The following is a 25,459-nucleotide window of genomic DNA, read 5'->3' as shown; positions in this document are numbered from 1 at the left end:
AGCTCAGTCTGCCCTACGCGCGACCTGCACGGCCAGCACCAGCGCGCAGCCGGCCATCAGCGCGCCGGCGATGCTCATCCCCGGCAGCCCGGCCAGGGCGATGGCGAGGCCACCCAGCGCCGCGCCGCTGGCCTGGCCGAGATAGATGCCGGAAGCATTGGCCGCCATCACCACGCTGCGCGCATCCGGCGCCAGCGCCACCAGCCGCGTCTGCACCATCGGCATGATGGCGAAGATCCCGGCGGAGGAGACCAGCAGCGCCAGCGCCTGGACGGGAATGACGAGGATGCTGTCCCGCAGGAAGCCATAGAGCAGCGCTGCCTGCAGAAGCTGCGCGGCGACGATGATGGCGGGCATCAGACGCGCCGCACGGATGCCATGCTTCTCGTAGAGCCGCGTGCCGATCGGCAGCCCGATGATGGAGGCGACGCCCGAAAGCGCCTGCATCAGCCCCACCGCGCCGCCGGAGAGGCCGCTGACCGCATTCACCGCCGGTCCGATATAGGCGGAGGTGCTGAAGGAGCCGGTGAAGCAGAGATAGGCGAGCCCCATCATCGGCAGCACGCCGCGCCGGCGCAGCACCGCCAGGCTGCCGCCGCCGCTGCCCTCGCCCGGCACCTCCGGCAATGCGAAGCGGATGGTGACGGCGCTGATGGCGCAGAGCAGGCAGGCCAGGCCGAAGGCGCCATGCCAGCCGAAGACCGCCCCGGCGACCGAGCCCATGGGGATGCCCAGCAGGAAGGCCGCGGTAGTGCCGCCGATCACCAGCGCAAGGGCGCGTGCCCGCTGCTCCGGCGGCACCAGCCGGGTTGCCGCGGCAGCGGCCGAGGGTACCACCACCGCCGCCGCCACGCCGCAGAGCAGCCGCAGGCCCAGAAGGACGGGGAAGCTGGGCGCCAGCACCATCCCGAGGTTGAGCAGCGCCATGGCGGCCAGCGCCATGACGATCAGCCGCCGGCGGGGCACCCGGGCGCAGAGCGCCGCCATGGGAATGGCGGAAAGCCCGAAGGCCAGGGCGAAGCCGGTGCCGAGCTGCCCGGCCTGGGAGAGGGGGATCTGGAGGTCCTGTGCCAGTTCGTTCAGCAGGCCGGCATAGACGAAGGACTGGGTGGAGGTCGCGAAGGAGGCGGCGGCCAGCACCGGCACCCGGCCGATGCCCGGCCTGCAAGAGGAAGAGGAGATCGGAGCACTCCCGGCAATGCTGAGAAGCCCAGGCTTGCACCCGTCTTTGCTGCGGCGCAAGAGAGGCTGCCGCATGGCGGCTGGCCGATGGCTGGACGGCACGGCGCAACATGCCCAAACTCCGGCGCCCCGGAACTTACCAGGAGAAACGCCATGAGCGTCGAAGACGTCACCCCCCGAGACGCCTGGGAGGCGCTGCGTACCGACCCCGATGCCGTTCTGGTCGATGTGCGGACGGACGCGGAATGGAATTTCGTCGGCATCCCCGACCTGGGCGAAGCCGGCAAGCAGCCCGTGCTGATCCCCTGGCAGGTCTATCCGACCATGCAAGTGAACGGCGCCTTCGCCGAGCATCTGGCCAAGGCCGGCGCCACACCGGAGAGCAAGCTCTACTTTCTCTGCCGCTCCGGGGTCCGCAGCATGGCGGCGGGGCAGGCGGCGCAGGCGGCCGGATTCCCGAATTCCTACAACGTCATGAATGGCTTCGAGGGACCGCCGGATGCCGAGGGGCATCGCGGCAGCGTGGCGGGCTGGAAGGCCGAGGGGCTGCCCTGGCGCCAGCGCTGAGCGACGCCATCAGATTTCCTTAGGCGTCAGATCACCTCATAGGCGCTGCTCATGGTGTCGCGCGCCGCGATCATCGCGGCCAGGGAGCGCGCGCCATGCCGCAGGGCGGCGCTGTCGCTGACATCGACCGCCCCGACTCGCCCGCGGGCGGCGTGCACGCCGGCGCCGAGGTGGTCGCAGCAGGCCGCCAGACGCTCCCGCACCTCATCGGGCTGGCGGATCGCCTCCATCCGCCAGACGGTGATGATGGTCTCGACCTCACGCGCCACGCGCTCGGGGGAGCCACCGGTCTCGATCAGCTTCTCGATACGCTCCAGGGCGATCCTGCCCGCATCGACGATGATGGGCCGCCCGGGGACGGGCCGGAGAGAGATGCTCGTGCTCATGACATATCCTGGGGGAGGGAGGGTCGGGTGAGCAGCCGCCGGGAGACGGTGCCCCCCGGCAGCTTCCGTTGCAGCGCCATCCCCACCGCCGCGCCGCCGCAGGCGGAACAGCGCAGCCGGGGAAAGCTGTGCGCCAGTGTCACATCACCCTGGGCGACCAGGATCTCCTGCACCGGGATGGGCCGGTTGGGAGGGCAGCACGGATCAAGGCACCGCGCGGCGAGATCCCAGCCCAGCAGGCGGGACAGGCTGGTTTCCAGCAGGCTCTCACGGGCAGAGGTGAGGACGGCGGACAACATGGCCCACCGGTTCTACAACCATGAACAAACTAAGAACAAGAAAAGAATGCACCTGTCTGCGTCAGGCTACATCCGCATCGGCCGATCCGCCGGAGGCTCGCCAACCGGGGGCGTATCCGTCTCGTCGGGGTTGGGCTCCAGCGGGCCGGGCGGGTCGTCCACCGGAATATCCGGCAGGTCCGGGCCCGGCGGGGGCGGAGGCACCGGCGGCATCGGCTCGGGCGGCATATCAGGTGAGATCGGCACCTGGAGATGGGCGGAGGACATGGTGAACACCTCAAGATTTCCCCCTCTGAATGCCCTCTGACGGCCCTGGTTGCCGGATGGACGGCATCCACCGGGAAGCAACGCCCCCGGAGATGAGGCATTAACCTCCACGTAAGGGAGGTCACGCCGCAGAATTGGAGGGGGAAAGTCCTTGGAGAATGCAGCCATCACCGGCCGCCGTATCGTCGCGTCCATGGCGTGGATGCCGGACTGGGCCGTGAATATCCTTGTCCTGGCGGCGGCCATCGGCGTCGCGCTGGCGGCGCACCGGTTCCTGTTCCGCCTGGCTACGCGCCTGGTCAGCGAGCGGCAGCTGTTCTGGCGCTCGCTGGTGCAGCGGACGCGCGGGCTGATCCGGCTGGCGCTGATCATCGTCTGCCTGGGCTTCGGCGCGGCCGTCGCGCCCCTGAACCCGGGCGAGGCGGCCCTGCTCCGCCATGTGCTGCAGGTCTGCTTCATCGCCCTTGTGGGATGGGTGGCGATGACAGTGCTGCACATCTGGACCACCATCTACCTGCGCCGGTTCAAGCTGGATTCGGAGGACAACCTCCTCGCCCGCAAGCACACCACGCAGTCCCGCATCCTGCAGCGGGTGGCGGGCATCCTGATCGTCCTGATCACCGTCTCCGCCGCGCTGATGACCTTCGAGGGGGTGCGGCAATACGGCGTCAGCCTGCTCGCCTCGGCCGGTGCCGCCGGTATCGTCGTCGGCCTGGCGTTGCAGCCTGTCCTGAAGAACCTGTTCGCCGGCATCCAGTTGGCGGTCACGCAGCCGATCCGGCTGGAGGACGCGGTGATCGTCGAGGGTGAATGGGGCAATGTGGAGGAGATCACCGCCACCTATGTCGTCGTGCGGCTCTGGGACTGGCGGCGGATGGTGCTGCCCTTGAGCTATTTCATCGAGAACCCCTTCCAGAACTGGACACGCGAGAGCGCCAGCCTGATCGGCACCGCCTATATCTATGTGGACTACACCGCCCCCGTGGTGGTGATGCGCCGGAAGCTGGAGGAGATCGCCGGCGCCTCCCCGCTCTGGGACAAGCGCGTGGTGAACATGCAGGTCACCGACCTGAAATCCGACACCATGGAGATCCGCATGCTGGTCAGCGCCAGCAATGCCGGCCGCACCTTCGACATCCGCTGCGAGGTGCGGGAGAAGATGATCGCCTTCCTGCAGGCCGAATATCCCTCGGCTCTGCCGCGTGGCCGTGCCGAGATCGAAGGGCGGCGGGAGGAGCGCTTCGGCCTGGAGCATGCCGGGGCGGCGGAGCGCGTGGTGTAAGCCACCGCCCCCGGCGTGTTAAAAGCCGCCGCCCCCGAATTGAAGGATGCTCCGTGCCCGGCCTTTTCCGAACCCTGAGCGTGCCACTGCTCCTGGTCTTCTCGCTGCTGGCAGGCGGGCTGGTTCCGCCGGCGCTGGCGCAACCGGACCCGGCCCCCGCAGCGCCGGCCGTCCCGGCACCGGCGCCGGCACACACCACGCCGGATACGCTGGCGGCGCTGGATGCCCTTCTGGCCACGCTGCGGAACGACAGCAGCCGCGCCGCCTTCGTGGCGGAGCTGGAGCAGCTGCGTGCCGGCCTCGCCGCGCGCGGCCCCGCGGCGACCCCGGCCGATGCCCCGGCGCCGGCTGGCACCGCCGCTGACGGCGCGGTTCCGGCCGGCGGCACGGCTCCGGCGGCGCCTGCCACGGATGAGGCCAAGCCCGAGGTGCCGCCTGAGGGAGGCCTGCTCGGCGCCGTGGCGGTGGGCCTGACCGATGTCGGCCAGACCGTGCGGGAGCAGGTGACGAGCGGTTCCATCCCCGCCCGGATGCAGGCCGCCGTCACCCAGGCCCGGTCGAGGCTGGATACCGCCTTCAGCAGCGGCGCGGTGGGCGGGTTCCTGGTCTGGGCCGCCACCGGCTGGGGGCTGGCGCTGCTGCTGCTCTACGGGCTGCGCATGCTGCCCTGGCTGCGGCCGCTGCCGCGAGGCTTCCGCTTCCATCCCAGCCGCCGCGCGCATCTCTGGCGGAATGCGGGGCTGGACGCGATCCGCCGATTGGTGCCCTGGCTGCCGGCGGCGGCGGTGATCCTGGCCTGGCCTGCCCTGATGCCGCGCTCGGGCGACAGTGCCCGGCTGCTGCTGGCCGTGGCCATCCCCTTCCTGGTCGGCAGCCTGGTAATGCGCCTGGGCGGGCCGCTGCTCTTCCTGCTGGGCCCGGTGCGTGGCTGGCATATCGTCTCCTACGCCGAGCGGCGGGTGCTGCCGTGGCTGGGTGCGCTGGCCACGCTCTCCACCGCCAGCACCATGCTGCGGGCGCCGGAACTGCGCTGGACGCTGGGCTGGGACGTCGCGGCGATTCTGACCTTTCTGATCGACCTGACGCTGGGCATCGTCGCCATCCTCTTCATCATCCGCCACCGGCGGGGCGTGCAGCACCTGCTGAGCCACACGCGCCAGGCGCAGGCGCCGGATGCCAAGCTGCACAAGGTCGTCGGCCACCATCTGGCGACCAAGTGGTACCTGCTGGGGCTGCTGATCGTGGTGGGCCACCTGATCTCCCGCCTGCTGGGGGTGGGCGGCGGCTCCTTTATCGGGCGGACCATGATCACGCTGGCGGCCATCGCCGTGATCATGGCCGTGACCTATGCCATGTCCGGCGGCCTGGCCCGGCTGGCGGCGGCCATGCAGGGCGGAAGGAGCAGCCTGGCCCGGCGGCTGACCTGGCGGTACCTGGGCCTGGCGCGGCAGTCGCTGCGCTTCGTCGCCACGGTCGTCATCCTGGTGGTGGCGCTCCGTATCTGGGGCTTCGACCTGCTGCTCTGGTTCGGCAGCGGCATCGGCCTGGCCATCATCCGGCCGATCTTCTCCATCGCCATGGTGCTGATGGTGGGCTGGCTGATCTGGATCACGCTGGACAGCGTGGTGGATTATGCCCTGCTGCCGAAGGAGAATACCGGCCGCGCCCGCGACCACAGCACCCGCGCGCGCACGCTGCTGCCGCTGCTGCGGAACTTCGCCTTCGTGCTGCTCATCGTGCTCACCATCATCGCGGTGCTCAGCAATCTCGGCCTGAACGTCACGCCGCTGCTGGCCGGTGTCTCGGTCTTCGGCCTGGCGCTGTCCTTCGGCTCGCAGCAGCTGGTGCAGGACGTCATCACCGGCCTCTTCATGCTCTTCGAGGACACCATCGCCGTCGGTGACACCATCGATACCGGCGACCGCAACGGCACGGTGGAGAGCGTGACCATCCGCACCGTGCGGATCCGCGATGGCGACGGCGCGCTGCACACGATCCCCTTCAGCCAGATCAAGGCGCTGAAGAACCGCTCGCGCGGCCTCGGCGTCTACACGGTCAAGGTCGTGGTGGGCTACGACGCCAATCTTGACCGGGTGATGGAGGTGATGAGGGAAGTCGGCCAGAGCCTGCGCGACGATCCCGCCTTCAGCGCGGATATGCTGACGGGGCTGGAGATCTGGGGCGTGGACCAGTTCACGCCGGAGGGCATCACCATCATGGGCGGGCTGAAGACGCGGGCCCTGAAGCAGTGGGGCGTGGGCCGCGCCTTCAACCTGCGGCTGAAGCAGCGCTTCGACAAGGAAGGCATCGCGCTGACGCCGCCGCGCCCGTCGCTGGTCCTGCCGCCGCAGACACTGAAGGAGATGGAGGCCGATATCGGCGCCTGATCAGCGCCCCGCGAGCCACCGCGTCACGCCCTGCCCGGCGGCGCGGCCGGTGGCGAAGCAGGCCTGCAACAGATAGCCGCCGGTGGGGGCTTCCCAGTCCAGCATCTCCCCGGCGGCGAAAATTCCGGGATGGGCGCGCAGCATGAACTGCGCGTCCAGCTCCTCCAGCCCCAGCCCGCCGGCGGAGGAAATGGCGCGGTCCAGCCCTTGCGGCGCCTCCAGCCGCAGGGGCAGCGCCTTCACCAGTGCCGACAGCGGGGCCGTGGCGCCGGCATGCAGCGCCTCCTGCACCAGCCCGATGGCCACGGGCGGCAGCCCCGCCACCTTCCGCAGGAAGGTGGAGAGCGACTGGCCCCGGCGCGGCGCATCAAGCCGGGCCGCGAGGGCAGCGGCATCCAGGTCCGGCCGCAGGTCCAGCAGCAGCGTGGCGGAACCCTGCGCGGCGATGGCATCCCGCAGCGGGGCGGAGAGGGCATAGACCGCGCCCCCCTCGATCCCCTGCGCCGTCACCATGGCCTCGCCGCGCACGGTGCGGCCGGCGAAGCTGAGGGCGATGCGCTTCAGCGGCGTGCCCTCGTACCGGTCCCGGAAGACCGGCGACCAGTTGATGCGGAAGCCCATATTGGCGGGGCGGAAGGGTGCGATGCGCGGGCCCGGCAGACGCGCCACCCATCTGCCATCCGCCCCCAGCCTTGGCCAGGAAGCACCGCCCAGCGCCAGCACCGTGGCCAGCGGCCGGAACTGCTGCTCGCCCGCCGGCGCCCCGATCCGCAGCGCGCCGTCACCGGTAAAACCCAGCCATTCATGCCGGGTCAGCACCTGCACGCCCTGGCTTTGCAGCCGCGCCAGCCAGGCGCGCAGCAGGGGCGAGGCCTTCAGGGCGCGGGGAAAGACGCGGCCGGAGCTGCCAGTGAAGACCTCCTGCCCCAGCCCCTCGGTCCAGGCGATCAGCGCGGCGGGGGGAAAGGCACGGATGGCGGGGGCGAGATGCGGCGCCGCCTCGGCATAGCGGGCCAGGAAGGCTTCCAGCGGCTCGGAATGGGTCAGGTTCAGCCCGCCGCGCCCGGCCATCAGGAATTTGCGGGCCGGGGAGGGCATGCGCTCGAAGACGCGCACGGGGTGGCCGGCGGCGGCGATGGTCTCGGCCGCCATCAGCCCGGCGGGGCCGGCGCCGAGCACGGCGACGAAAGGAGGTTCGGTCTGCACCGGGCCCTTATGACCGGGAATACCGGATTATGGAATTTCACGCCTTGGCATGGCTGCCGCCAGGGCCTACCCCCTGCGGCCATACAACCCGAGACGCGAGATGACCGAAGCCCCGCACGCCTCCTATGTCCTGACCCTGAACTGCGCCAACCGCCCCGGCATCGTCGCCGCCGTGGCCGGCGCGCTGTTCGAGGCCGGCGGCGACATCCGCGAGGCGCAGCAGTTCGACGACATCACCACTGGCCGCTTCTTCATGCGCGTGGTCTTCGATGTGGCGCCCGCCACCACCGAGGCCATGCTGCGGGAAGCGATCGGCGCCGTCGGCACCCGCTTCGGCATGGGCTGGACGCTGCGCGACCGCTCGGTGAAGCGGCGTGTCATGCTGCTGGTTTCCAAGTTCGACCATTGTCTGGCCGACCTGCTCTACCGCTGGCGCACGGGCGAGATGCCGATGGAGATCGCCGGCATCATCGCCAACCACCCGCGCGAGACCTACGCCCACCTGGATTTCGCGGAGATCCCCTTCCACCACCTCCCGGTGACGCGCGCCACCAAGATGGAGCAGGAAGCGGAGATGTGGCGCCTGTTCCAGGAGAGCCGCGCGGACCTGATGGTGCTGGCGCGCTACATGCAGGTGCTCTCGGACGGGCTGGCGGCGAAGCTGCCGGGCCGCTGCATCAATATCCACCATTCCTTCCTGCCGGGCTTCAAGGGCGCGCGTCCCTATCACCAGGCCCATGCGCGCGGCGTGAAGCTGATCGGCGCCACGGCGCATTTCGTGACCGCCGACCTGGATGAAGGCCCGATCATCGAGCAGGACGTGGAGCGCATCACCCATGCCGACACGCCCGACAACCTGATCCGCAAGGGCCGCGACATCGAGCGGCGCGTGCTGGCACGGGCCATCGGGCTGTTCCTGGATGACCGCATCATCCTGAACGGCAACAAGACCGTCGTGTTCTGAACCTCAGAGGGTGACGTGGCCGGAGATGCAGGTCACGGCGTCGCCGCCGACCCAGATCTCGTCGCCGGCCTGCTGCACGAAGACGCGGCCTTCCCGGCCCAGCGCGGTGCCCTGGCTGGCCACGTAGGCGGCGGGCGCCAGGCCGGCGCCGATCAGCCACTGCGCCAGGCCGGCATTCAGGCTGCCCGTCACCGGGTCCTCCGCTATGCCGAGGCCGGAGACGAAGGCGCGCACCTCGAACTGCGCGTCCGTGCCATCCTTCGCCGGGTCCCAGGGCGCCACCACGCCCAGCGGCACGCCTGGCATGGCGGCGGGTTCCGGCCGCAGCGCCAGCACCTCGGCGCGGGAGCGCAGCAGCACGGCGGCCCAGCCCGGCCCGTTATCGACCCACTGCCCTGCCACGATCGCCTCGGGCGCGATCCCCAGCCCGCGCGCGATGCCGGCCTGCACATCCGCTTCCAACGGGCCGGAGCGCCGCAGCGGCGGGGCGAGAAAGGAAAGGCGACCGCCGTCGCGCCGGACGCGTACCAGGCCGACGCCGCATTCCTGCACCACCTCGGCACCAGCCGGGACGCCGCCGGCGGCGAGCCAGGCGTGGCAGCTGCCCAGCGTCGGGTGCCCGGCGAAGGGCAGCTCCCGGCGCGGCGTGAAGATGCGCAGGCGGTAGTCCGCGCCTGGTACCGTCGGCTTCAGCAGGAAGGTGGTCTCGCTGAGGTTGGTCCAGTTGGCGAAGGCGGCCATCTGCGCGTCGGACAGCCCGTCCGCGCCCAGCACCACCGCGACGGGGTTGCCCTTGAGTGCGGTGGCGGAGAACACGTCCACCTGCTGGAAGGAATAGGTTGCCATGCCGTGTTTGTTCCCTGTTCAGCCAAGCACCGGCAGCACCGGCAGCACCAGCCGCGACGGCCGCGCGGCATCCACGAAAACCGTGTTGCGCGCCACGCGCATCGTCTGCCACGCGCCTTCCGGCTCCCCGGTCTGCGGGTTGATATCGTAGTGCGGGAACTCGCTTGAGGCGATGTCCAGCCGGATGCAGTGCCCGGCCTTGAAGAGATTGGCGGTGGGGAAAAGCTCCACCGTGATCCGCACCGGCACCCCAGGTTCCAGCATCTTCGGCTCCGACGGGTTATCACGGTAGCGCAGGCGCAGGACGCCTTCCGTCAGGTTCATGGCGAAGCCCTGCGGGTAATCGGCACTGGGCGGATAGACATCGACCAGCTTGGCTGTGATGTCCGTATCGGGTGCATCGCTGGACATCCAGAGATGCGCCACGACCGGGCCGATCACCTCCAGATCCCCGGCCAGCGGTTCGGTCTGGAAGACCACCACATCCGGGCGGGAGGCCAGCGGCAGATAGGGCGCGGAATGGGCATACATGCCTTCGCGCTCCCGCTGGTCGTATGGACCGCCGGGGATCAGCGGCTCCATCGAGGTGATGGCGCCGCCCACCGTCGGCACGGGCTTCGCGGGATCGGAGGTCCAGGAGATGGGCGCGGCACCGGACTCCGGCGCGGCTTGCCGCAGCCCGCCATCAGCATGCAGGTGGAAGGCGGAGAACCGCGTGCCCGGCAGCGGCCAGTCGGCGGCGCTACGCCAGTAGCCGCCATGTTCCAGCAGGCCCGCGGCATTCCTGCGGCCGGAGCCGCCGCCCATGACGAAGACGCGCACGCGCGGGTCGTCCTCGGCGCCGTTGCCGATGCCCTTCAGCCAGCGGTCGAAGAAGCGGAGCCGGAAGGCGCGCCAGTCGCCGGCCCAGGAATCCACCGTGGCATCGGGGCCGAACTCCACCTCGCCGAAGGCGGTCTGGCTGCGGTTGCCATGTGTCCAGGGGCCGAGGATCAGATAGGGGTGGCCGCGCCCGGCATCGCGCAGCCCGGTGTAATTCTCCACCGCCGTGCGAGGATAAGGGTCGTACCAGGAGGACATGTGCACCATCGGCACATCGGCATAGCGATCGTGCCAGCCCTTCGCGTAGATGCCCAGCTTCTGCCAGAAGGGACCGAAGGCGCCCTCGGTCCATTGCTCGAAGAGGTAACTCTCGTAGTCCGGCGCGTGGCGCACGGGGGAATGGCCGGGCTTCCAGGGCCAGCGGGCGAACCAGGCATGCAGGTCCTCGCCCTCGAAGGCGGCGGCGCGCACGGGGTCGGCGCGGGTTTCCGGCGCCAGCCTGCCCTGGTTGAAGGCCCAGGTCGCCTGCTTCAGCTCGAAGGCGCCGCCCCGGCGGATGCCGCCATTCCAGGCATCGGAGAAGCCGCCGGAATCCAGCACCTGCGCCGCCAGCCCCGGCGGGTTCAGGCAGCCCAGGCTGGCCTGGGTATGCGCGGCATAGCTCAGCCCCATGGTGCCGATACGGCCATTGCACCAGGGCTGCTGCACGATCCAGGCACAGCAGTCGTAGCCGTCCTCGCCATCCGCGAGGTATTTCACGAATTCGCCTTCGCTGCCGTAGCGGCCCCGGCAGTCCTGATAGACCACGGCATAGCCATGCGCGGCGAAATACTGGGCGATGGCCTCGCGCTTCGCGGGCCTCGGGTCGGCGGCGGTGCGCTCGGATCGGGAGACCTCGCGCTTGCCATAGGGCGTGCGCTCCAGGATGGCGGGGTAGGGGCCTTCGCCTTCCGGCAGATAGACATCGGTGGCCAGCCGCACGCCATCACGGCAGGGGACCATGTATTCGGTGCGGTTCATGGATGGCCTTTCGCGATGTCGCCGTCGTCGAACATGATGTCCAGGAGGTCCTCGTCCAGGAAGCGGCCATCGACGCAGAGCGCGCGGCGCTCCGTGCCATAGCGGGTGAAGCCGAGACGCAGATAGAGATCCCTCGCGGCGCTGTTCTCGACCGATACGGCGCATTGCAGCACGCGCACCTGGTGCCGGGCATGGTCGATCACCGCCTGGACCAGACGCCCGCCCAGATGCCGCCCGCGATGGCCCTGATCGACATAGACGGCCCACATGACCGCCTTGTGCCGCGATTTCTCTCCCGGCAGGCGGGAGAAGGCGGCGGTGCCGACCAGCCTTCCATCCTCCTCCGCCGCGAAGACGGTGCTGTCCGCCAGCATGGCGGCGAACCAAGCCTCGTCGCGCGGCAGATTCTCGGCATAGCTGGCACCGAAGGCCTCAGGATGCAGCTCCAGAGCTTCAAGGCGGATCCTGCGGAATCCGCCGGCATCACCGGCGGAGAGGATGCGGATGGTGGCTGCGGTCACGGCGCTCTGTGGAGGTTCTGTGTCAGGGTGTTCTCGTCCAGTCCTGCTTCGTAGGAGAGGCCCGCGCGATGCGCCCAGGTGTTGTTCGGCACATGCAGCGGAATGATCGCGGCCTCCTCCTGGAAGGCGACAGCCTGTGCCTGCCGTAGCAGCGCGCCGCGCTGTTCGGGGTCGGTCACGGTGCGGGCCTGGCCGATCAGCGCATCGAAGCGCGGGCTGCTGAAGCGGCCGCGATTCAGGCCGCCCAGCCCGCGTGCCTGGTCGAAGCTGTGCAGCACCTGGGAAAGCCCGAGCCAGGAATCACCCGTGGTATGGCCGAAGCCGATCAGGAAGGCCGAGAATTCCCGCCGCCCCGCGCGGGTGAAGAAGACGTTGGAGGGCATGACCTCCACCCGCGTCTCGATGCCGATGCGCGTCCAGAACTGCGCCACGGCCTGGGCGGTCTTGTCGTCCTCGATATAGCGGTTGTTCGGAGAATGCAGGGTGATGCGGAAGCCGTTGGGGAAGCCCGCCTCTGCCAGCAGTCGCTTCGCGAGATCGGCGTCATGGGCGGGGGAGGCGAGGTCCGGCGCGTAGCCGATCTGTCCTTCCACCGCCAGTTGCCCGGAGGGGCGGGACGCGCCGGAGAGCACGCGCTCAACGATCGCCTGCCGGTTGATGCCGATGGAAAGCGCCTGCCGCACCCGCGCGTCGCGCAGCGGGTTCCGCGGCAGTGGCTGGCCGTCCTTGCCGGCGACAAAGTTTGTGGTATCGCCCGACTGGTCCAGCGCCAGATAGATCATGCGGGAGGAGGGGGCGGAGGAGACGCCCAGCGCCTTGTTGCCGCGCAGGCGCGCGACCTCGGAAGGCGGCACGGCATCGATCAGGTCCAGGTCGCCCGCCAGCAGCGCCGCCAGCCGCGCCGCGTCATTGGCGACGGAGCGCAGCGTGGCGCGGGCGAAGGCGGGCTTCTCCCCCCAGTAGTCGTCGTTCCGCTCCAGCATGATGCCGGTGCCGGGCTGCCATTGCCGGAAGCGCCAGGGGCCGGAACCGATGGCGGCCTTACCGCTGTTGAAATCCGCGGTGGTCGCGTCCTTCGCCACATGCCGCGGCACCACATAGGCCGTCATGGCATTCAGGATGACGGAAGGGTCCGGGCCGCGGGAGCGCAGGCGGATGGTGCGCCCGTCCACCACCTGCGTCTCCACCACCGCCGACTGCATGCGGATGAAGGGTGCGGGGCTGTTCGGCACCTTCGGCATCCGCTCCAGCGAGAAGAGGATATCCTCGGCGGTGACGGGCGTGCCGTCCTGGAAGCGCGCGCCCTCACGGATCCTGAATTCCCAGATGTCGGGCTCCGGATTCGTCACGCTGGTCAGGCCGGGGACGGGGCGCAGGTTGCGGTCGGATTGCAGCAGCGGGTCAAAGATATGCTGCGCCACTGTCTGGTTGGCGCCCACCAGCGCGAAATGCGGATCGATCGAGGAACTCTCGGTCTGCAGGCCGACACGAGCCTCGTCCCCTGGCTGGGCCAGGGCGGGGGCCAGGGCGGTGGCGGTCAGCAGGCCGGCGGTCAGCAGGGCGTTCAGGCGCATGGGGCGGGGCCTCGGAGCGGCAGCGGAACGTCACGCTAGACCTGATTGGCGCCGTAATGAAAGCCATGCCCCGGTTATTCCAGCCGGACGCCGGGGCGGCTGAGATGGCGCAGGAAATCCGAGGCCCAATAGAGCAGCACCCGCCAGAAGCCGAAGAGCCGCAGCTGGTGGCGCCGATAGAGCGAACTGTAGCTGAGATGGGCGAACCAGCCCTGGATGAAGAGCCCGCCTTTCCGCAGCAGCCCGGTACGGCCCAGGCTGCCAAAGGCGTTGTAGCGGCCGAGCGCCACCAGGGCGCCCTGCTCGCGATAGGTGAAGGGCGTGGGGGCACGCCCTCGCAGCGTACCGGCGAGGCTGTCCGCCAGATGCGCGGCCTGCTGATGCGCCACCTGCGCGGTGGCGGGCAGCGGCCGCTGCGCCCCCGGCGGAGTCAAGGCGGCGCAGTCGCCCAGCACATAGATGGAGTCGTCCTGGCTGGCCTGTAGCGTCGGGCGGACGACCAGCTGGTTGTTCCGCGCTGCCTCCAGCCCGTCCAACTCCCGCAGGAAGGTGGGCGCCTTGATGCCGGCGGCCCAGACCTTCAGCTTCGCGGGGATGCGGCGGCCGTCCTTCAGCACCAGCGCATCCTCTTCCACCGCCGAGACCTGGGCATTGGTCAGCACCGTCACGCCCACCCGCTCCAGCACGCTCTGAGATGCCGCGGCGACGCGTTCCGGCAGGGCGCCGAGGATGCGTGGCGCGGTCTCCACCAGGGTCAGGCGCAGCCGCTTGCGCAGATTGGGCAGACCGTAGCCGGCGGCGAGGTCGAACGCGGTGTTCAACTCGGCTGAGAGTTCCACCCCCGTCGCGCCGGCGCCGACGATGGCGATGTCCAGTGTCATCTCCTCCGGCCCCGCCAGGCAGCGCATCACCTCCGCTCGCAGCGCGGTGTTGAAGGCTTCGGCCTGGGAACGGCTGTCGATGAAGAGGGCATGTTCCAGCACTCCGGGGATGCCGAAATCATTGGCGCTGCTGCCGACCGCGAGCACCAGGATGTCGTAGGGAACCTCCCGCTCCGGCAGGATGATATCTCCCTGGAGATCTAGCTGCGGGGCGAGGCGGACGCGGCGCGCCCCACGGTCCAATCCCGTCATCTCGCCCGGCCAGTAGCGGAAGCCGCTGCGGCTGGCCTGCGGGATGAAGCCCACCTGCTCCACCCCCGTGTCCAGCGTGCCGGCCGCGACCTCATGCAGAAGGGGTTTCCAGATATGGCTGTAATCGCGGTCGATCAACGTGATGGTGGCTTCGCCGGGCCGGCGTTTCAGCTGGCGCCCCAGACGTGTGGCCAGATGCAGTCCGGCAGCCCCGCCGCCGACGATGACAATGTGCTTCGGCTCCATGCCCGGTCTCCCTTTCCGGGAGGTCAACAGAAAAGGGGGCGCTCCGTTGCCGGAGCGCCCCCTTTCCGTTGGCCGGCGGATACCCGCGGCTAGTGGTGCGCGCCGGGCGCTGCCTTGTCATCCGGATTGGCATGCTGGCCACGGCCGAAGCGGCGATGCGTCGCCTCGCGCATCCTCTGGAACACCACATAGAGCATGGGGATCAGGAAGATGCCGATGGTGGAGGCCGCGATCATGCCCGCGAAGACGGGCGTGGCGACCGCGCGCCGCGCCAGCATGGCCGCGCCGCTCGCCCAGACCAGCGGCACGAGGCCGAGGATGAAGGCGATGGAGGTCATCATCACCGCGCGGAACCGCAGTCGGGCGCCGCGTTCCGCCGCCTCGATGATGGAACGCCCGGCCTCACGCTCGTCCTTGGCGAATTCGACGATCAGGATGCCGTTCTTGGCCGCCAGCGCGATGAGCACCACGAGGCCGATCTGGGCATAGAGATCCATCGAGAGGCCAGCGATCGAGACGCCCAGGACCGCCGCCAGCACGCCGACGATGACGGAGAGCAGCACGGGGATCGGGATCACCCAGCTCTCATAAAGCGCCACCAGGAAGAGGAAGGCGAAGAGCACGGCCAGCGCCAGGATATAGCCGGTCTGACCGGAGGCCTGCTGCTCCTGGTAGGAGGTGCCCGTCCATTCGAAGGCATAGCCGGGCGGCAGGGTCCGCCGCGAGACTTCCTCCATCGCCAGCATCGCCTCGCCGGAGGAGACGCCGGGTGCCGGGCTGCCGTTGATGGTGATGGAGCGGTAGTTGTTGTAGCGCGTGATGGTCTGCGGGCCGACCACCGTTTCGACGGTGGCGATGGAACGCAGAGGCACCATCGCGCCCCGGCTGTTGCGGACCTGGATCTTCCAGATGTCCTCGGCGTCGCGACGGTCATCCGCCACGCCCTGCATGATGACCTGCCAGGTGCGGCCGTAGAGATTGAAGTTGTTGATGAAGCTGCCGCCCAGCGTGACCTGGAGCGCCGAGAAGACATCGGTCATGGACAGGCCCAGCGCCTGCGCCTTGTCACGGTCGATATTCAGGTAGAGCGATGGCGCGCTGGCCGAGAAGGTCGAGAAGACCTGCGTCAGGCTCGGGTCCTGATTGGCCGCGCTGAGCAGCGCCGACAGGACCTGGCTCATCTGCTCCGGGCTCGCGCCCTGCAGGCTCTCCAGCTGGTATTCGAAGCCACCGCCGGTGGAGAGGCCGATGATCGGTGGGAGGTTGATCGGGATGATCTGCGCCCCGAGGATCTGCTGGCTTTCCACATAGATGCGGCCGATCAGCGCCTGCACGGAATCACCGGCGGCCGTGCGGTCGGCGAAGGGCTTCAGCTGCACGAACATGGTGGCGGCCGAGGAACTGGCGCCGCCATCCAGCAGGGAGAAGCCGATGATGGCCACGGAGTCCTCCACCACCGGGATCTCCTTCAGCCGTCTCTCCATATCCGCCACCACCGCGCTGGTTCGGGACTGGGAGGCCCCGTCCGGTAGCTGGAAGGCGATGATGAAGGCACCCTGGTCCTCGGAGGGGAGGAAGCCGCTGGGCAGCCGGCTGGCGACGGTGAAGGCGCCAAAGCCGATGGCGGCGACCAGCACCAGCGAGAGGATGGAGACACGCAACAGGCGCCGCACGATGTTGGAATAGCCGTCGCGCACATTGTCGATGCGCCGGCTGATCCAGGCCATGACGCCCTTCTTCTCGCCTGTGTGGCGCAGGAAGACGCCGCAGAGCGCGGGAGACAGGGTCAGGGCGTTGATGGCCGAGACCAGCATGGCGACCGAGATGGTCACCGCGAACTGCCGGAACAGCTCGCCCGAGAGTCCGGGGATGAAGCCGATCGGCACGAAGACCGAGAGCAGCACCAGGGTAATGGCGACGATCGGGGCCGTGATCTGCGTCATGGCCTTCTTGGTGGCATCGCCGGGCGAAAGCTCCGGCTCCTCCTCCATGACGCGCTCGACATTCTCCACCACCACGATGGCATCATCGACCACGATGCCGATGGCGAGGACCATGGCCAGAAGCGAGACGGTATTGGCGGAATAGCCCATGACCAGCAGCACCGCGAAGGTGGTGATCAGGCTGACCGGCACCGCGATGATCGGGATGACGGTGGCGCGGAGATTGCCGAGGAACAGGAAGACCACCACGGCTACCAGCACGAAGGCTTCCAGCAGGGTCTTGATGACCTCTCGGATGGTGTCCGTGACGAAGATGGTGGTGTCGAAGACCGGGCGCACCGTCATACCCTCGGGCATGCGGCTCCGCACGCGGTCCAGCGTGGCGTCGACGGCAGCGGCAGTGTTCACGGCATTGGCGCCGGGGGCGAGGTAGATGGCGAGACCGACGCCGTTCTCGCCATTCAGCCGGGTGGCGACATCCTCGTTCTGCGCGCCCATCTCGACCCGCGCGACATCCCGCACCCGCAGCACGGAGCCGTCGGGATTGGCGCGGATCACGATATTGCCGAATTCCTCCGGCGTGGAGAGGCGGCCCTGCGTGCGGACGTTCATCTGCATCTGCTGGGTCGGCGGCACCGGCATCGCGCCGATGCGTCCGGCCGGCGCCTGCACGTTCTGCGAGCGGACGGCGTTCACGACGTCGGAGGGCGAGAGGTTCAGGCTGGACAGGCGCTGCGTGTCGAACCAGATCCGCATCGCATAGTTCTGGCGCGAGAACAGCGTGGCCGAGCCGACGCCGGCGGTGCGGGAGAGCTCGTCCAGCAGGTTCAGCGTGGCGTAGTTGGTCAGGAACAGTGTGTCATACTGCCCTGCCTTGTCCGCGTAGAGGAACAGCACCTGCAGGATCGAGGAGGACTGCTTGCGGACCTGGATGCCCTGCTGCTGCACCGCATCCGGCATCAGGGCCATGGCAGCCTGCACACGGTTGTTGACGTTAACCGTGTTGATGTCGGCGTTGGAGCCCAGCGTGAAGGAGACGTTCAGCTGATAGCTGCCGTCGCTGCCGCTGTTGGAGCGCATGTAGATCGAGTTCTCGACGCCCACGATCTGGGCTTCGAGCGGCTCTGCCACGGCCTGTTCCACCACCTCGGCGGAGGCGCCGGGATAGGTGGCGGTGACCTGCACCTGCGGCGGCACGATGTCCGGGAACTGCGACACCGGGATACGCGTCAATGACAGCGCGCCGGCGATCGTCATGACGATCGCGATGACGATCGCCAGCCGTGGCCGGTCTACGAAGATGGAGGAGATCACGCTTCAGCCCCCGCGCTGCGGCGAGGCGCCGCCCTGCTGCTGACCCGCGCCCGCCGGGGCGCCGCCGCCACCGACCGGGGTGGGGGAGACGGGCGTGCCCGGACGGACGCGCTGCAGCCCTTCCACCACCACCTGCTCACCCTGCCGCAGCCCCTCGGTCACCACGGCCAGTTCGGCGTTGGACTGGGGGCCGACGCGGATGCTGCGGCGCTCGGCCCTGTTCCCCTCGCCGATGACATAGACGAAGTCGCCCTGCTGGTCGGTCAATACCGCGTCCCGGGGAACTGTCAGCATCGGCACCGGCTGCAACGCTTCCAGGATCGCGGACACCAGCTGGTTGACCACCAGCTCACGCCCGCCGCCTTGCTGTTGCGGCAGGCGCGGATTCGGGATGCTGCCGCGCATCGCGATGCTGTCGGTGTCGCGGCTGACATCGATATTGACGAAGTCCACTGTGCCGCTGTGGCTGTAGATGCGGCCATCCGGCAGCCGCAGCTTCAGCGCCACGGCGTTCAGGCCGCCGCGCTGTGCATAACGTTCCCTTAGCTCCAGCAGCGTGCGCGTCGGCACGGTGAAGGAGACATACATCGGGTCCTGGCTGACGATGGTGGCGAGCGCGCCGGAGGAAGGCGTGACCACGTTCCCCGGCGTCACCGAGGCGAGGCCGATGCGGCCGTCGATGGGCGCGCGGATCTCGGTGTAGTTCAGCTCGATCTGCGCCTGCCGTTCCTGCGCCTGGGCGGAAAGCAGCTGCGCCTGCGCGGTGCGCGCGGCGGCGACGGCAGCATCCACGGTGGAGCGCTGGCCAGCTGGCGTGCGGAGCAGTGCTTCGGCGCGGCCCAGGGTCAGGTTGGCATTCTGCAGCTGGGCCTGGCTCTGGGCCACGGCGGCCTTTGCGACCTGCAAGGAAGCCTCGAAGGGAGGGCGTTCGAGCCGGAAGAGCAGGTCGCCCTTCTTCACCTCGGAGCCTTCCTCGAAGAGGCGTTCCTGCAGGAAGGCGGTCACGCGGGATTGCAGGTCCACGCGATCGACCGCGTCGATCTGGCCGATGAATTCATTGGCCTCTGTGATGGGCCGGCTGGTCACCGGGGCTACGCCGACTGCGGGCGGAGGGCCGCCCGGCTGCTGCGCGTAGGAAGGAGCCAGGGGCAGCAGCAGCGGCAGGGCAAGCAATGCCAAGCGCCCAAGGCGCACGACATCGTGGGCCGTCCCACGACGAGTTGGGAAGGTCATGTAGCCTCCAGGAAAAGCGGTGCCTGCATCCTGGCAGGCTTGATATATACGTTCTGGTATGTATGTATAAATGGCATTGCACCAGACGCAAGTGGGATGATGGCGCGCCGCACGAAACAGGAAGCCGATGAGACGCGTGAAGCGCTGCTGAACGCGGCGGAGCAGGTGTTCCTGGAGCGTGGAGTCGCGCGTGCTTCCCTGGACGAGGTGGCACGGGTCGCCGGCTGTTCCCGCGGAGCTGTGCACTGGCACTTCGGTGACAAGCTGGGCCTGTTCCTGGCCTTGGATGAGCGTCTGCTGCTTTTTCAGGACGAAGCCTGCCAGGCGATGTTTGGCGGAAGCGGGTGCCAGACGCTTGCCGACCTGGCGAATGCTCTGGTCACTTCCCTGAAGCGCCTGGAGCAGGACGCTTCGCGCTGCCGCCTGCTCACGGTGATGTTGCAGCGCTGCGAATACGTGGATGAAATGGCGCCGGCGCTGGAGCGGCGGAAACAGGCCGATCTTCGCTGGCGCAAGGCGTTGTGCGAGTGCTTCAAACAGGCCGGGGCGCGGGGCGAACTCTCCGGTGAATGGCCGCCCGAGCAGTTGGCTTTGTTCCTGCACGCGCTTTTGACCGGCCTCGTCACCGAATGGCTGAGAGGGGAAGCCGGATTCTCCCTCTCGGACGAGGCCGCCAATACATTGCGCCTGTTCTTCGCCTGTATCGGCAAGGCCAAGCCGGCCGCCGTGACTGCCAACGTGACGAATGCATGAGGAGCGGCCCATGACGATACACCCATTCCTTGCCTGCGCGCTTATTCTCCCCGTGCTGGCGGCCTGCGCTGGCGGCCGGGGTAGTGACGAGGTACTGGGCGCCCGCGGGCCTGTTGTAGACCATGTGCGCGGCAAACGGCCCGTGGGGGGCGATTCCGTCTTGCGTCCGGAGCCTGGCAATATCTGGTCGGAGGGCCTTCAGCCCTCTCAGCCACTTCCGAACCGTTAGCCAGCCGCCCACACGCGGTCGAGGGGGATAAGTGTCGATGAGGCATCTGTTATCGGCGTCGGTGATGCTGTGCGTGATGTTTGGGGGTGTGGCGCGGGGCCAGACGCTGGAGGAGGCGCTGAGCCGGGCCTATGCGAACAACCCGACCTTGCAGTCGGCGCGGGCGCAGCTGCGGGTGGTGGATGAGAATGTGCCGCTGGCGCTGTCGGGATGGCGCCCGAGCGTGACGGTTGCCGGCAGTGCCGGCTACAACCAGGGCACGGCGCGCTCGCGCGGCATCTATGCGGACACGGACCGGCCGATCGGCTCGGTGCAGGCGACGGTGTCGCAGCCCTTGTATAGCGGCGGGCGGACGGCGGCGGGGACGCGGCGGGCGGAGCAGCAGGTGCTGGCGCAGCGGGCGCGGCTGCTGGCGACGGAGCAGCAGGTGCTGTCGGACGTGGTCTCGGCCTATGTGGCGGTGATCCGCGACCAGGAGACGCTGCGGCTGAACGTCAACAACGTGCAGGTGCTGCAGCGTCAGCTGGACGCGACGAACGAGCGCTTCCGGGTGGGCGAGATCACCCGCACGGATGTGGCGCAGGCGGAGAGCCGGCTGGCGGGGGCGCGGGCGTCGCGGGCGAATGCGGAGGGGACGCTGCAGACCAGCCGGGCGACCTTCGCGCGGCTGGTGGGAGTGGCGCCGGAGCGGCTGGTGGCGCCGCAGCCGCTGCGCGCGCCGGTGACGACGGCGCAGCAGGCGGTGGAGATGGCCTCGGTGAACGCGCCGGGGGTGGTGGCGGCGCTGTTCGACGAGGCGGCGGCGCGGGAGGCGATCGACGTGCAGGCGGCGGCGCTGCTGCCGCAGGTGTCGCTGCAGGCGCAGACCTTCCGCTCGGACAATGCGCAGCAGCCGCATACGCGGGCGACGGGCGAGCAGATCACGGCGACGCTGTCGGTGCCGCTGTATCAGGGCGGCGCCGAGTATGCGGCGGTGCGGCAGGCGCGGCAGCAGGCGCAGCAGGCGCGGCAGGTGGTCGATGACCAGCGGCGCGCCGCGATGCAGCAGGCGGCGCAGGCCTGGGAGACGCTGACGGCGGCGCGGGCGCAGGTGGAGAGCGTGCGCGCGCAGATCCGCGCCGCCGAGATCGCGCTGGACGGGGTGCAGCGCGAGGCAGTGGTGGGCAGCCGCACCACGCTCGACGTGCTGAACGCCGAGCAGGAGCTGCTGAACGCGCGGGTGAGCCTGGTGCAGGCGCTGGCGAATGTGGTGAACAACAGCTACAGCCTGGCCGGCGCCGTCGGCCGCCTCACCGCCCGCGACCTCGCCCTCCCCGTGCCCCTCTACGACATGGAAGCCTACTACCGCACCGTCCGATCCAAGTGGTTCGGCACCGGAGACTACACGGCCACCAGCACCGCCGCGCGCTGAGGGCGGCGGCCGGCCAGACCAGCCCCGGGGCGCGGATCGCGCCCCGGGGTTTTTTCATGCGGTGACGCCAGGCTGGGCGATCTGCCCAAGACTTGGGCTTCACTGCCACCGCCCTGGGCTCGAAAGGGGCTTTTCCCCTGCATGGCAGGCTTGCGGTCCGCGCGCGGGCGTGGCGACATGACCACCCGAAGCTGAGCGAAAGGCCGCCCCCATGGATCGCATCCAGAGTTTCGCCGAGGACAGCGCCGCCATTCTGACCCAGGAACATCGCGCTGGCCGCGTCTCCCGCCGCGAGTTGCTGGCGGGGATGGCCGCAATGGGCCTCGCGGCCACGGCGCCGGGTTTCGCCCGTGCCCAGGCGCGGCCGGAAGTGGTGGTCGCGAATTTCGGCGGCGAGGCGGTGCCCGCCTTCCGCGAGGCCTTCGAGGTTCCCTACAAGGCCGCCGGTGGCCGCATGGTGATCGACGGCAGCGGCCCGTCCAATGGCAAGATCAAGACCATGGTGCAGGCCCGCAACGTCGCCTGGGACGTGGCGGATTCCGGTGTGGCGGGCACCGGGGAGCTGGGCCCGCTGGGGCTGCTGGAGGAGATCGACTACAGCATTGTCGACCGGAACAAGGTCGATCCCGAATTTGCCTATAAATACGGCGTGGCGAACTACATGTTCTCTATCGTCATGGCCTGGGACAGCAAGAAGATCCCGGGCAAGCCGACGCTGGCCGATTTCTTCGACATTAAGAAATATCCTGGCCGCCGGATGCTCCGCCGCAACAACCAGGCCATGCTGGAACTGGCGCTGCTGGCCGACGGCGTGCCAGCGGACAAGCTCTACCCGCTCGACCTCGACCGTGCCTTCAAGAAGCTGGCGACCATCAAGGAGCACTGCCTCTACTGGAACAGCGGCGCCGAGAGCCAGAGCCTGCTGCGCGATGGCGAATGCGTCATGGGCCTGCTGTGGAATACCCGCGCCAATCTGCTGAAGCGCGAGACCAATGGGCAGATCGACTACACCTTCAACCAGGCCCTGTTGCAGCCCGGCCTCTGGGTGGTCCCGAAGGGCAACCCGGCGGGTAAGGAGGCCATGCGCGCCATCGCCGCCATGCAGGCCCCGGAGGGCCAGGTGAAGCTGCTGGCCTCCATGGGCAATGGACCCGCCAATCCGGCCGCCTCCGCCCTGGTGCCGGATGCGCTGAAGCCGATCAATCCTTCCGACCCCGCCAACGTGGCGGTGCAGGCCAAGATCGACGCCGGCTGGTATGAGAAGCACGGCGCCGCGGCGATGCAGCGCTTCCTCGACAGCATCAGCGCCTGATGCGGCGGGGCTGGCTGGGCGAGACCGGCATCTACTGGATGCTGGTCCTGCCCGCGCTGCTGATGCTGCTGGGCTTCTACCTGTTGCCGCTGGTCCGCGTGTTGCTGATCAGCGTGACGGAGCCGCAGCCCGGCCTTGGGAACTACGCGCTGCTCTTCACCAGCGCCTCCATCCACCGGGTATTGCTGACGACGCTGCGCATCTGCCTTCTGACCACCGCCATCACCCTGCTGCTGGGCTATGTGGTGGCCTATGTCATGGCCCAGGCGAGCCCCCGCGCGCAGCGCTGGATGATGCTGGGCATCCTGCTGCCGCTCTGGATCTCGGTGCTGGTACGCGCCTTTGCCTGGGTGACTCTGCTGCGCCGGCAAGGACTGATCAACAACGGGCTGACCGAGCTCGGCCTGATTGCCGAGCCGCTGCCGCTCATCTGGAACGAGTTCGGCATCACCCTCGGCATGGTGCACTACATGCTGCCCTTCGCGGTGCTGCCCTTGCTGACGGGCATGCGCGGCATCGACCGCCGCTGCCTCGCCGCCGCGCAGGGGCTGGGTGCCAGCCGCATGCAAAGCTTCCTGCGCGTCTTCCTGCCGCTCAGCATGCCGGGCGTGGTGGGCGCGAGCATCCTGGTCTTCATCTTCTCCCTGGGCTTCCTGGTGACGCCGGCGATCCTGGGCGGGGGACGGACGCTGATGATCGCGGAGTATATCAGCGTGCAGATCCTTGACGTCGTGCAGTGGGGCATTGGCACCATGCTGGCCACGACGCTGATCGTCTTCATCTTTGCGCTGCTGGCACTGCTGGCGCGCGTGGTGAATATGCGCCGCCTCTTCGGGGCCGCCTGAGGGGAACGCCGCAATGGACCACGCCGCCACCGTCTCCCGCCCCGTCAAGGGGCTGGCCTGGACGATCATCTGCTTCCTGCTGCTGCCCATCGCCGTCGTCTTTCCGGTGGCGCTGACCGACCGGCGCTATCTCTCCCTGCCGGAGGAGCAGCTTTCGCTGCAGCATTTCGCGAATCTCTTCAGCAGCGCGGAATGGCTTTCCTCCATCGGACAGAGTTTCGCCATCGCCTGCGCCGCCACGGTGATCACGGTGGTGACGGGCACGCTCTGCGCCATTGGCTGCTGGCGCATCGGCAACCGGCTGGCGGATTTCGTGCGGATGCTGATGATCATCCCGATCATCGTCCCCACCATCGTCTATGCGCTGGGCCTCTACCGGCTCTGGGCCGACCTGCGGCTGCTCGACAGCTATGCCGGGCTGATCATCGCCCATGCCGTGACGGGCATTCCCTATGTGGTGATCATCGTCTCCACCGCGCTGGCGCATTTCGACGCGCGGCTGGAGCAGGCGGCGCGCAACCTCGGCGCCAATCTCTGGCAGCGGCTCTGGCTGGTGATCCTGCCGGGTATCCTGCCCGCCGTCGCCTCCAGCGCCATCTTCGCCTTCATCCATTCCTGGGATGAGCTGGTGCTGGCGCTCTTCCTGGCCAGCCGCCGGGTCTTCACCCTGCCGCGCCGTATCTGGGACGGGATCAACGAGCATCTTGACCCCACCATGGCGGCGGTCGCGGTGCTGCTGGTCTTCGTCACGGCGCTGCTGCTGGCGGCGGAGATGTGGCTGCGGGCGCGGCGGGCGGTCTGATTTCTCAGACCGGCCGGAACAGCCCGCTCAGGAACGCCGCCACGTCCCGCCGGGCGGCCGCGGCGGCGGCGGGGTTGCCGCCCACATGCGGGTCCCGCTCCACGCAGGGATCGTCATAGTTGAAGGGGCGGCCGGTCGCGGTGTTGCGCAGCAGGCCGGGCTCCGTCTCGGCGATGGTGCAGCGACGCAGGGTCTGGGACCCGGCGGCAATGGCCGGGCCGGCGCTCAGCGGATTGTCGAAGCCATGATGCGCGCCGGCATATTCGGTCATGACGACATCCGCCCCCGCGGCGCGCAGGCGGGCGACATAGGCCCGGGCGCGCCCGGCGGTGTTGTAGTCATCGGCCAGCCCATGGAACACGCGTATCGGCACGGCGGACAGGCGCGTATCCTCCAGATAGGACGTGGCGCAATCGGGATAGAAGGCCAGATGCGCGGCGGGCACGATGCCGCTGTGGTTCCAGTGTCTCTGGAAACGCGTCATGGCCGCGTAGAGTGCCGCCTGTCCACCACGCGAGAAGCCCATCAGGGCAACGCGCGCAGGGTCGATGGCCGGGTGCCCGGCCAGCAGGCCCAGCGCGCGGTACAGGTCCAGGATGAAGGCCAGCCTGCCCAAGCGCGCCTGGTCGGTCGCGGTACTGGTCAGCCCCCGTCCGGTGAAGCCATCCACCACGAAGCTGGCGATGCCCAGGGCGGTTAGTTGCCGCACCCAGCATGGCATGGCGGCGCCGATGCCGCCGGAACCATGGATCAGTACCACCGCCGGATGCGGCCCGGCGCCCGGCGGCAGGCTCAGGCAACCGGCGAGAGTGACCGGCTGCCCCGCCGCATCGCCGAGCAGGAACTGGCGGTCGGACAGCGTCAGGCTGGCGAAGGCATGCAGTTCCGTGCGCTGGGCGATGTCGGCGGCCATGC

General features: G+C 69.0%; 22 protein-coding genes. 9 read left to right on the top strand and 13 right to left on the bottom strand.

Going from position 1 to position 25,459, the window contains the following annotated elements:
• Positions 1 to 3 precede the first annotated feature (3 nt).
• Positions 4 to 1,146, bottom strand: coding sequence for an MFS transporter (locus IAI58_RS14020; RefSeq protein WP_237182856.1), 1,143 nt, complete (start codon positions 1,144 to 1,146; stop codon positions 4 to 6).
• Between the two features lie 189 nt (positions 1,147 to 1,335).
• On the opposite strand from IAI58_RS14020, the gene IAI58_RS14015 reads away from it, so the two are divergent.
• Positions 1,336 to 1,749 carry a rhodanese-like domain-containing protein gene (locus tag IAI58_RS14015; protein ID WP_207445563.1) on the top strand — a complete coding sequence of 138 codons (414 nt, stop codon included), beginning with the start codon at positions 1,336 to 1,338 and terminating at the stop codon, positions 1,747 to 1,749.
• Between the two features lie 26 nt (positions 1,750 to 1,775).
• On the opposite strand, the gene IAI58_RS14010 is transcribed toward IAI58_RS14015, so the two are convergent.
• The 3 genes from IAI58_RS14010 to IAI58_RS14000 form a co-directional block, all read right to left on the bottom strand.
• Entirely contained in the window at positions 1,776 to 2,135 is a 360-nt protein-coding gene (locus IAI58_RS14010) for a hypothetical protein (RefSeq protein ID WP_207445562.1), read from the bottom strand.
• A complete protein-coding gene (locus IAI58_RS14005; protein WP_207445561.1) occupies positions 2,132 to 2,434 on the bottom strand; it encodes a hypothetical protein in 303 nt (100 codons plus the stop codon). The genes IAI58_RS14010 and IAI58_RS14005 overlap by 4 nt, the downstream gene beginning before the upstream one ends.
• Before the next feature lie 66 nt (positions 2,435 to 2,500).
• Entirely contained in the window at positions 2,501 to 2,701 is a 201-nt protein-coding gene (locus IAI58_RS14000) for a hypothetical protein (protein WP_208775959.1), read from the bottom strand.
• Between the two features lie 151 nt (positions 2,702 to 2,852).
• On the opposite strand from IAI58_RS14000, the gene IAI58_RS13995 reads away from it, so the two are divergent.
• Entirely contained in the window at positions 2,853 to 3,983 is a 1,131-nt protein-coding gene (locus IAI58_RS13995; RefSeq protein WP_207445559.1) for a mechanosensitive ion channel family protein, read from the top strand.
• 53 nt (positions 3,984 to 4,036) lie between these two features.
• Positions 4,037 to 6,370, top strand: coding sequence for a mechanosensitive ion channel family protein (locus tag IAI58_RS13990; protein ID WP_207445558.1), 2,334 nt, complete (start codon positions 4,037 to 4,039; stop codon positions 6,368 to 6,370).
• Here the strand turns inward: IAI58_RS13990 and IAI58_RS13985 are convergent, their stop codons facing one another.
• Complete coding sequence (locus IAI58_RS13985) at positions 6,371 to 7,576, bottom strand: TIGR03862 family flavoprotein (RefSeq protein ID WP_207445557.1); 1,206 nt, start codon at positions 7,574 to 7,576, stop codon at positions 6,371 to 6,373.
• A 100-nt stretch (positions 7,577 to 7,676) separates the two neighbouring features.
• Between IAI58_RS13985 and purU the strand changes: the two genes are divergently transcribed.
• Positions 7,677 to 8,540: a formyltetrahydrofolate deformylase gene (purU, locus tag IAI58_RS13980; RefSeq protein ID WP_207445556.1), complete on the top strand. Its 864-nt coding sequence runs from the start codon at positions 7,677 to 7,679 to the stop codon at positions 8,538 to 8,540.
• Positions 8,541 to 8,543: 3 nt separating this feature from the next.
• Here the strand turns inward: purU and IAI58_RS13975 are convergent, their stop codons facing one another.
• The 7 genes from IAI58_RS13975 to IAI58_RS13945 form a co-directional block, all read right to left on the bottom strand.
• The gene (locus IAI58_RS13975) at positions 8,544 to 9,386 is read right to left on the bottom strand and encodes a PhzF family phenazine biosynthesis protein (protein ID WP_207445555.1); all 843 of its coding nucleotides are present in this window, start codon (positions 9,384 to 9,386) and stop codon (positions 8,544 to 8,546) included.
• 18 nt (positions 9,387 to 9,404) lie between these two features.
• Positions 9,405 to 11,228, bottom strand: a complete 1,824-nt coding sequence (locus tag IAI58_RS13970; RefSeq protein WP_207445554.1) for a CocE/NonD family hydrolase — start codon at positions 11,226 to 11,228, stop codon at positions 9,405 to 9,407.
• A complete protein-coding gene (locus IAI58_RS13965; protein ID WP_207445553.1) occupies positions 11,225 to 11,749 on the bottom strand; it encodes a GNAT family N-acetyltransferase in 525 nt (174 codons plus the stop codon). The genes IAI58_RS13970 and IAI58_RS13965 overlap by 4 nt, the downstream gene beginning before the upstream one ends.
• Positions 11,746 to 13,323, bottom strand: a complete 1,578-nt coding sequence (locus tag IAI58_RS13960; protein WP_207445552.1) for an ABC transporter substrate-binding protein — start codon at positions 13,321 to 13,323, stop codon at positions 11,746 to 11,748. Before IAI58_RS13960 ends, IAI58_RS13965 begins: the two co-directional genes overlap by 4 nt.
• 74 nt (positions 13,324 to 13,397) lie before the next feature.
• Positions 13,398 to 14,702 (bottom strand): NAD(P)/FAD-dependent oxidoreductase, encoded by a 1,305-nt coding sequence (locus IAI58_RS13955; protein WP_207445551.1) that lies wholly within the window; start codon positions 14,700 to 14,702, stop codon positions 13,398 to 13,400.
• 89 nt (positions 14,703 to 14,791) lie between these two features.
• Complete coding sequence (locus IAI58_RS13950; protein ID WP_207445550.1) at positions 14,792 to 17,959, bottom strand: efflux RND transporter permease subunit; 3,168 nt, start codon at positions 17,957 to 17,959, stop codon at positions 14,792 to 14,794.
• Positions 17,960 to 17,962: 3 nt separating this feature from the next.
• Positions 17,963 to 19,138, bottom strand: coding sequence for an efflux RND transporter periplasmic adaptor subunit (locus IAI58_RS13945; protein WP_237182855.1), 1,176 nt, complete (start codon positions 19,136 to 19,138; stop codon positions 17,963 to 17,965).
• Between the two features lie 150 nt (positions 19,139 to 19,288).
• Here IAI58_RS13945 and IAI58_RS13940 point away from each other — a divergent pair, with 150 nt between their 5' ends.
• The 5 genes from IAI58_RS13940 (at position 19,289) to IAI58_RS13920 (ending at position 24,544) form a co-directional block, all read left to right on the top strand.
• Positions 19,289 to 19,945, top strand: a complete 657-nt coding sequence (locus IAI58_RS13940) for a TetR family transcriptional regulator (protein ID WP_237182854.1) — start codon at positions 19,289 to 19,291, stop codon at positions 19,943 to 19,945.
• A 305-nt stretch (positions 19,946 to 20,250) separates the two neighbouring features.
• On the top strand, positions 20,251 to 21,585 hold the full coding sequence (locus tag IAI58_RS13935; protein WP_237182853.1) for a TolC family outer membrane protein: 1,335 nt from the start codon (positions 20,251 to 20,253) through the stop codon (positions 21,583 to 21,585).
• Positions 21,586 to 21,796: 211 nt separating this feature from the next.
• Positions 21,797 to 22,897, top strand: a complete 1,101-nt coding sequence (locus IAI58_RS13930) for an ABC transporter substrate-binding protein (RefSeq protein ID WP_207450185.1) — start codon at positions 21,797 to 21,799, stop codon at positions 22,895 to 22,897.
• Entirely contained in the window at positions 22,897 to 23,742 is an 846-nt protein-coding gene (locus tag IAI58_RS13925) for an ABC transporter permease (RefSeq protein ID WP_207450187.1), read from the top strand. The genes IAI58_RS13930 and IAI58_RS13925 overlap by 1 nt, the downstream gene beginning before the upstream one ends.
• Before the next feature lie 13 nt (positions 23,743 to 23,755).
• On the top strand, positions 23,756 to 24,544 hold the full coding sequence (locus tag IAI58_RS13920; RefSeq protein ID WP_207450189.1) for an ABC transporter permease: 789 nt from the start codon (positions 23,756 to 23,758) through the stop codon (positions 24,542 to 24,544).
• A 4-nt stretch (positions 24,545 to 24,548) separates the two neighbouring features.
• Here the strand turns inward: IAI58_RS13920 and IAI58_RS13915 are convergent, their stop codons facing one another.
• On the bottom strand, positions 24,549 to 25,457 hold the full coding sequence (locus IAI58_RS13915) for a dienelactone hydrolase family protein (protein WP_207450190.1): 909 nt from the start codon (positions 25,455 to 25,457) through the stop codon (positions 24,549 to 24,551).
• Positions 25,458 to 25,459: the final 2 nt, after the last annotated feature.

This window comes from Roseomonas marmotae (assembly GCF_017654485.1).
Taxonomy (GTDB): Bacteria; Pseudomonadota; Alphaproteobacteria; order Acetobacterales; family Acetobacteraceae; genus Pseudoroseomonas; species Pseudoroseomonas marmotae.
This window is presented reverse-complemented; position numbering and strand designations above follow the sequence as displayed.

Bases quoted from the DNA above. Each gene is read 5' to 3' on its own strand.
- IAI58_RS13970 (WP_207445554.1), bottom strand. From the start codon at position 11,228: ATGAACCGCACCGAATACATGGTCCCCTGCCGTGATGGCGTGCGGCTG.
- IAI58_RS13915 (WP_207450190.1), bottom strand. From the start codon at position 25,457: ATGGCCGCCGACATCGCCCAGCGCACGGAACTGCATGCCTTCGCCAGC.
- IAI58_RS13960 (WP_207445552.1), bottom strand. From the start codon at position 13,323: ATGCGCCTGAACGCCCTGCTGACCGCCGGCCTGCTGACCGCCACCGCC.
- IAI58_RS14015 (WP_207445563.1), top strand. From the start codon at position 1,336: ATGAGCGTCGAAGACGTCACCCCCCGAGACGCCTGGGAGGCGCTGCGT.
- purU (WP_207445556.1), top strand. From the start codon at position 7,677: ATGACCGAAGCCCCGCACGCCTCCTATGTCCTGACCCTGAACTGCGCC.
- IAI58_RS14005 (WP_207445561.1), bottom strand. From the start codon at position 2,434: ATGTTGTCCGCCGTCCTCACCTCTGCCCGTGAGAGCCTGCTGGAAACC.
- IAI58_RS14010 (WP_207445562.1), bottom strand. From the start codon at position 2,135: ATGAGCACGAGCATCTCTCTCCGGCCCGTCCCCGGGCGGCCCATCATC.
- IAI58_RS13955 (WP_207445551.1), bottom strand. From the start codon at position 14,702: ATGGAGCCGAAGCACATTGTCATCGTCGGCGGCGGGGCTGCCGGACTG.
- IAI58_RS13930 (WP_207450185.1), top strand. From the start codon at position 21,797: ATGGATCGCATCCAGAGTTTCGCCGAGGACAGCGCCGCCATTCTGACC.
- IAI58_RS13935 (WP_237182853.1), top strand. From the start codon at position 20,251: ATGTTTGGGGGTGTGGCGCGGGGCCAGACGCTGGAGGAGGCGCTGAGC.
- IAI58_RS13925 (WP_207450187.1), top strand. From the start codon at position 22,897: ATGCGGCGGGGCTGGCTGGGCGAGACCGGCATCTACTGGATGCTGGTC.
- IAI58_RS14000 (WP_208775959.1), bottom strand. From the start codon at position 2,701: ATGTCCTCCGCCCATCTCCAGGTGCCGATCTCACCTGATATGCCGCCC.
- IAI58_RS13975 (WP_207445555.1), bottom strand. From the start codon at position 9,386: ATGGCAACCTATTCCTTCCAGCAGGTGGACGTGTTCTCCGCCACCGCA.
- IAI58_RS13920 (WP_207450189.1), top strand. From the start codon at position 23,756: ATGGACCACGCCGCCACCGTCTCCCGCCCCGTCAAGGGGCTGGCCTGG.
- IAI58_RS13940 (WP_237182854.1), top strand. From the start codon at position 19,289: ATGATGGCGCGCCGCACGAAACAGGAAGCCGATGAGACGCGTGAAGCG.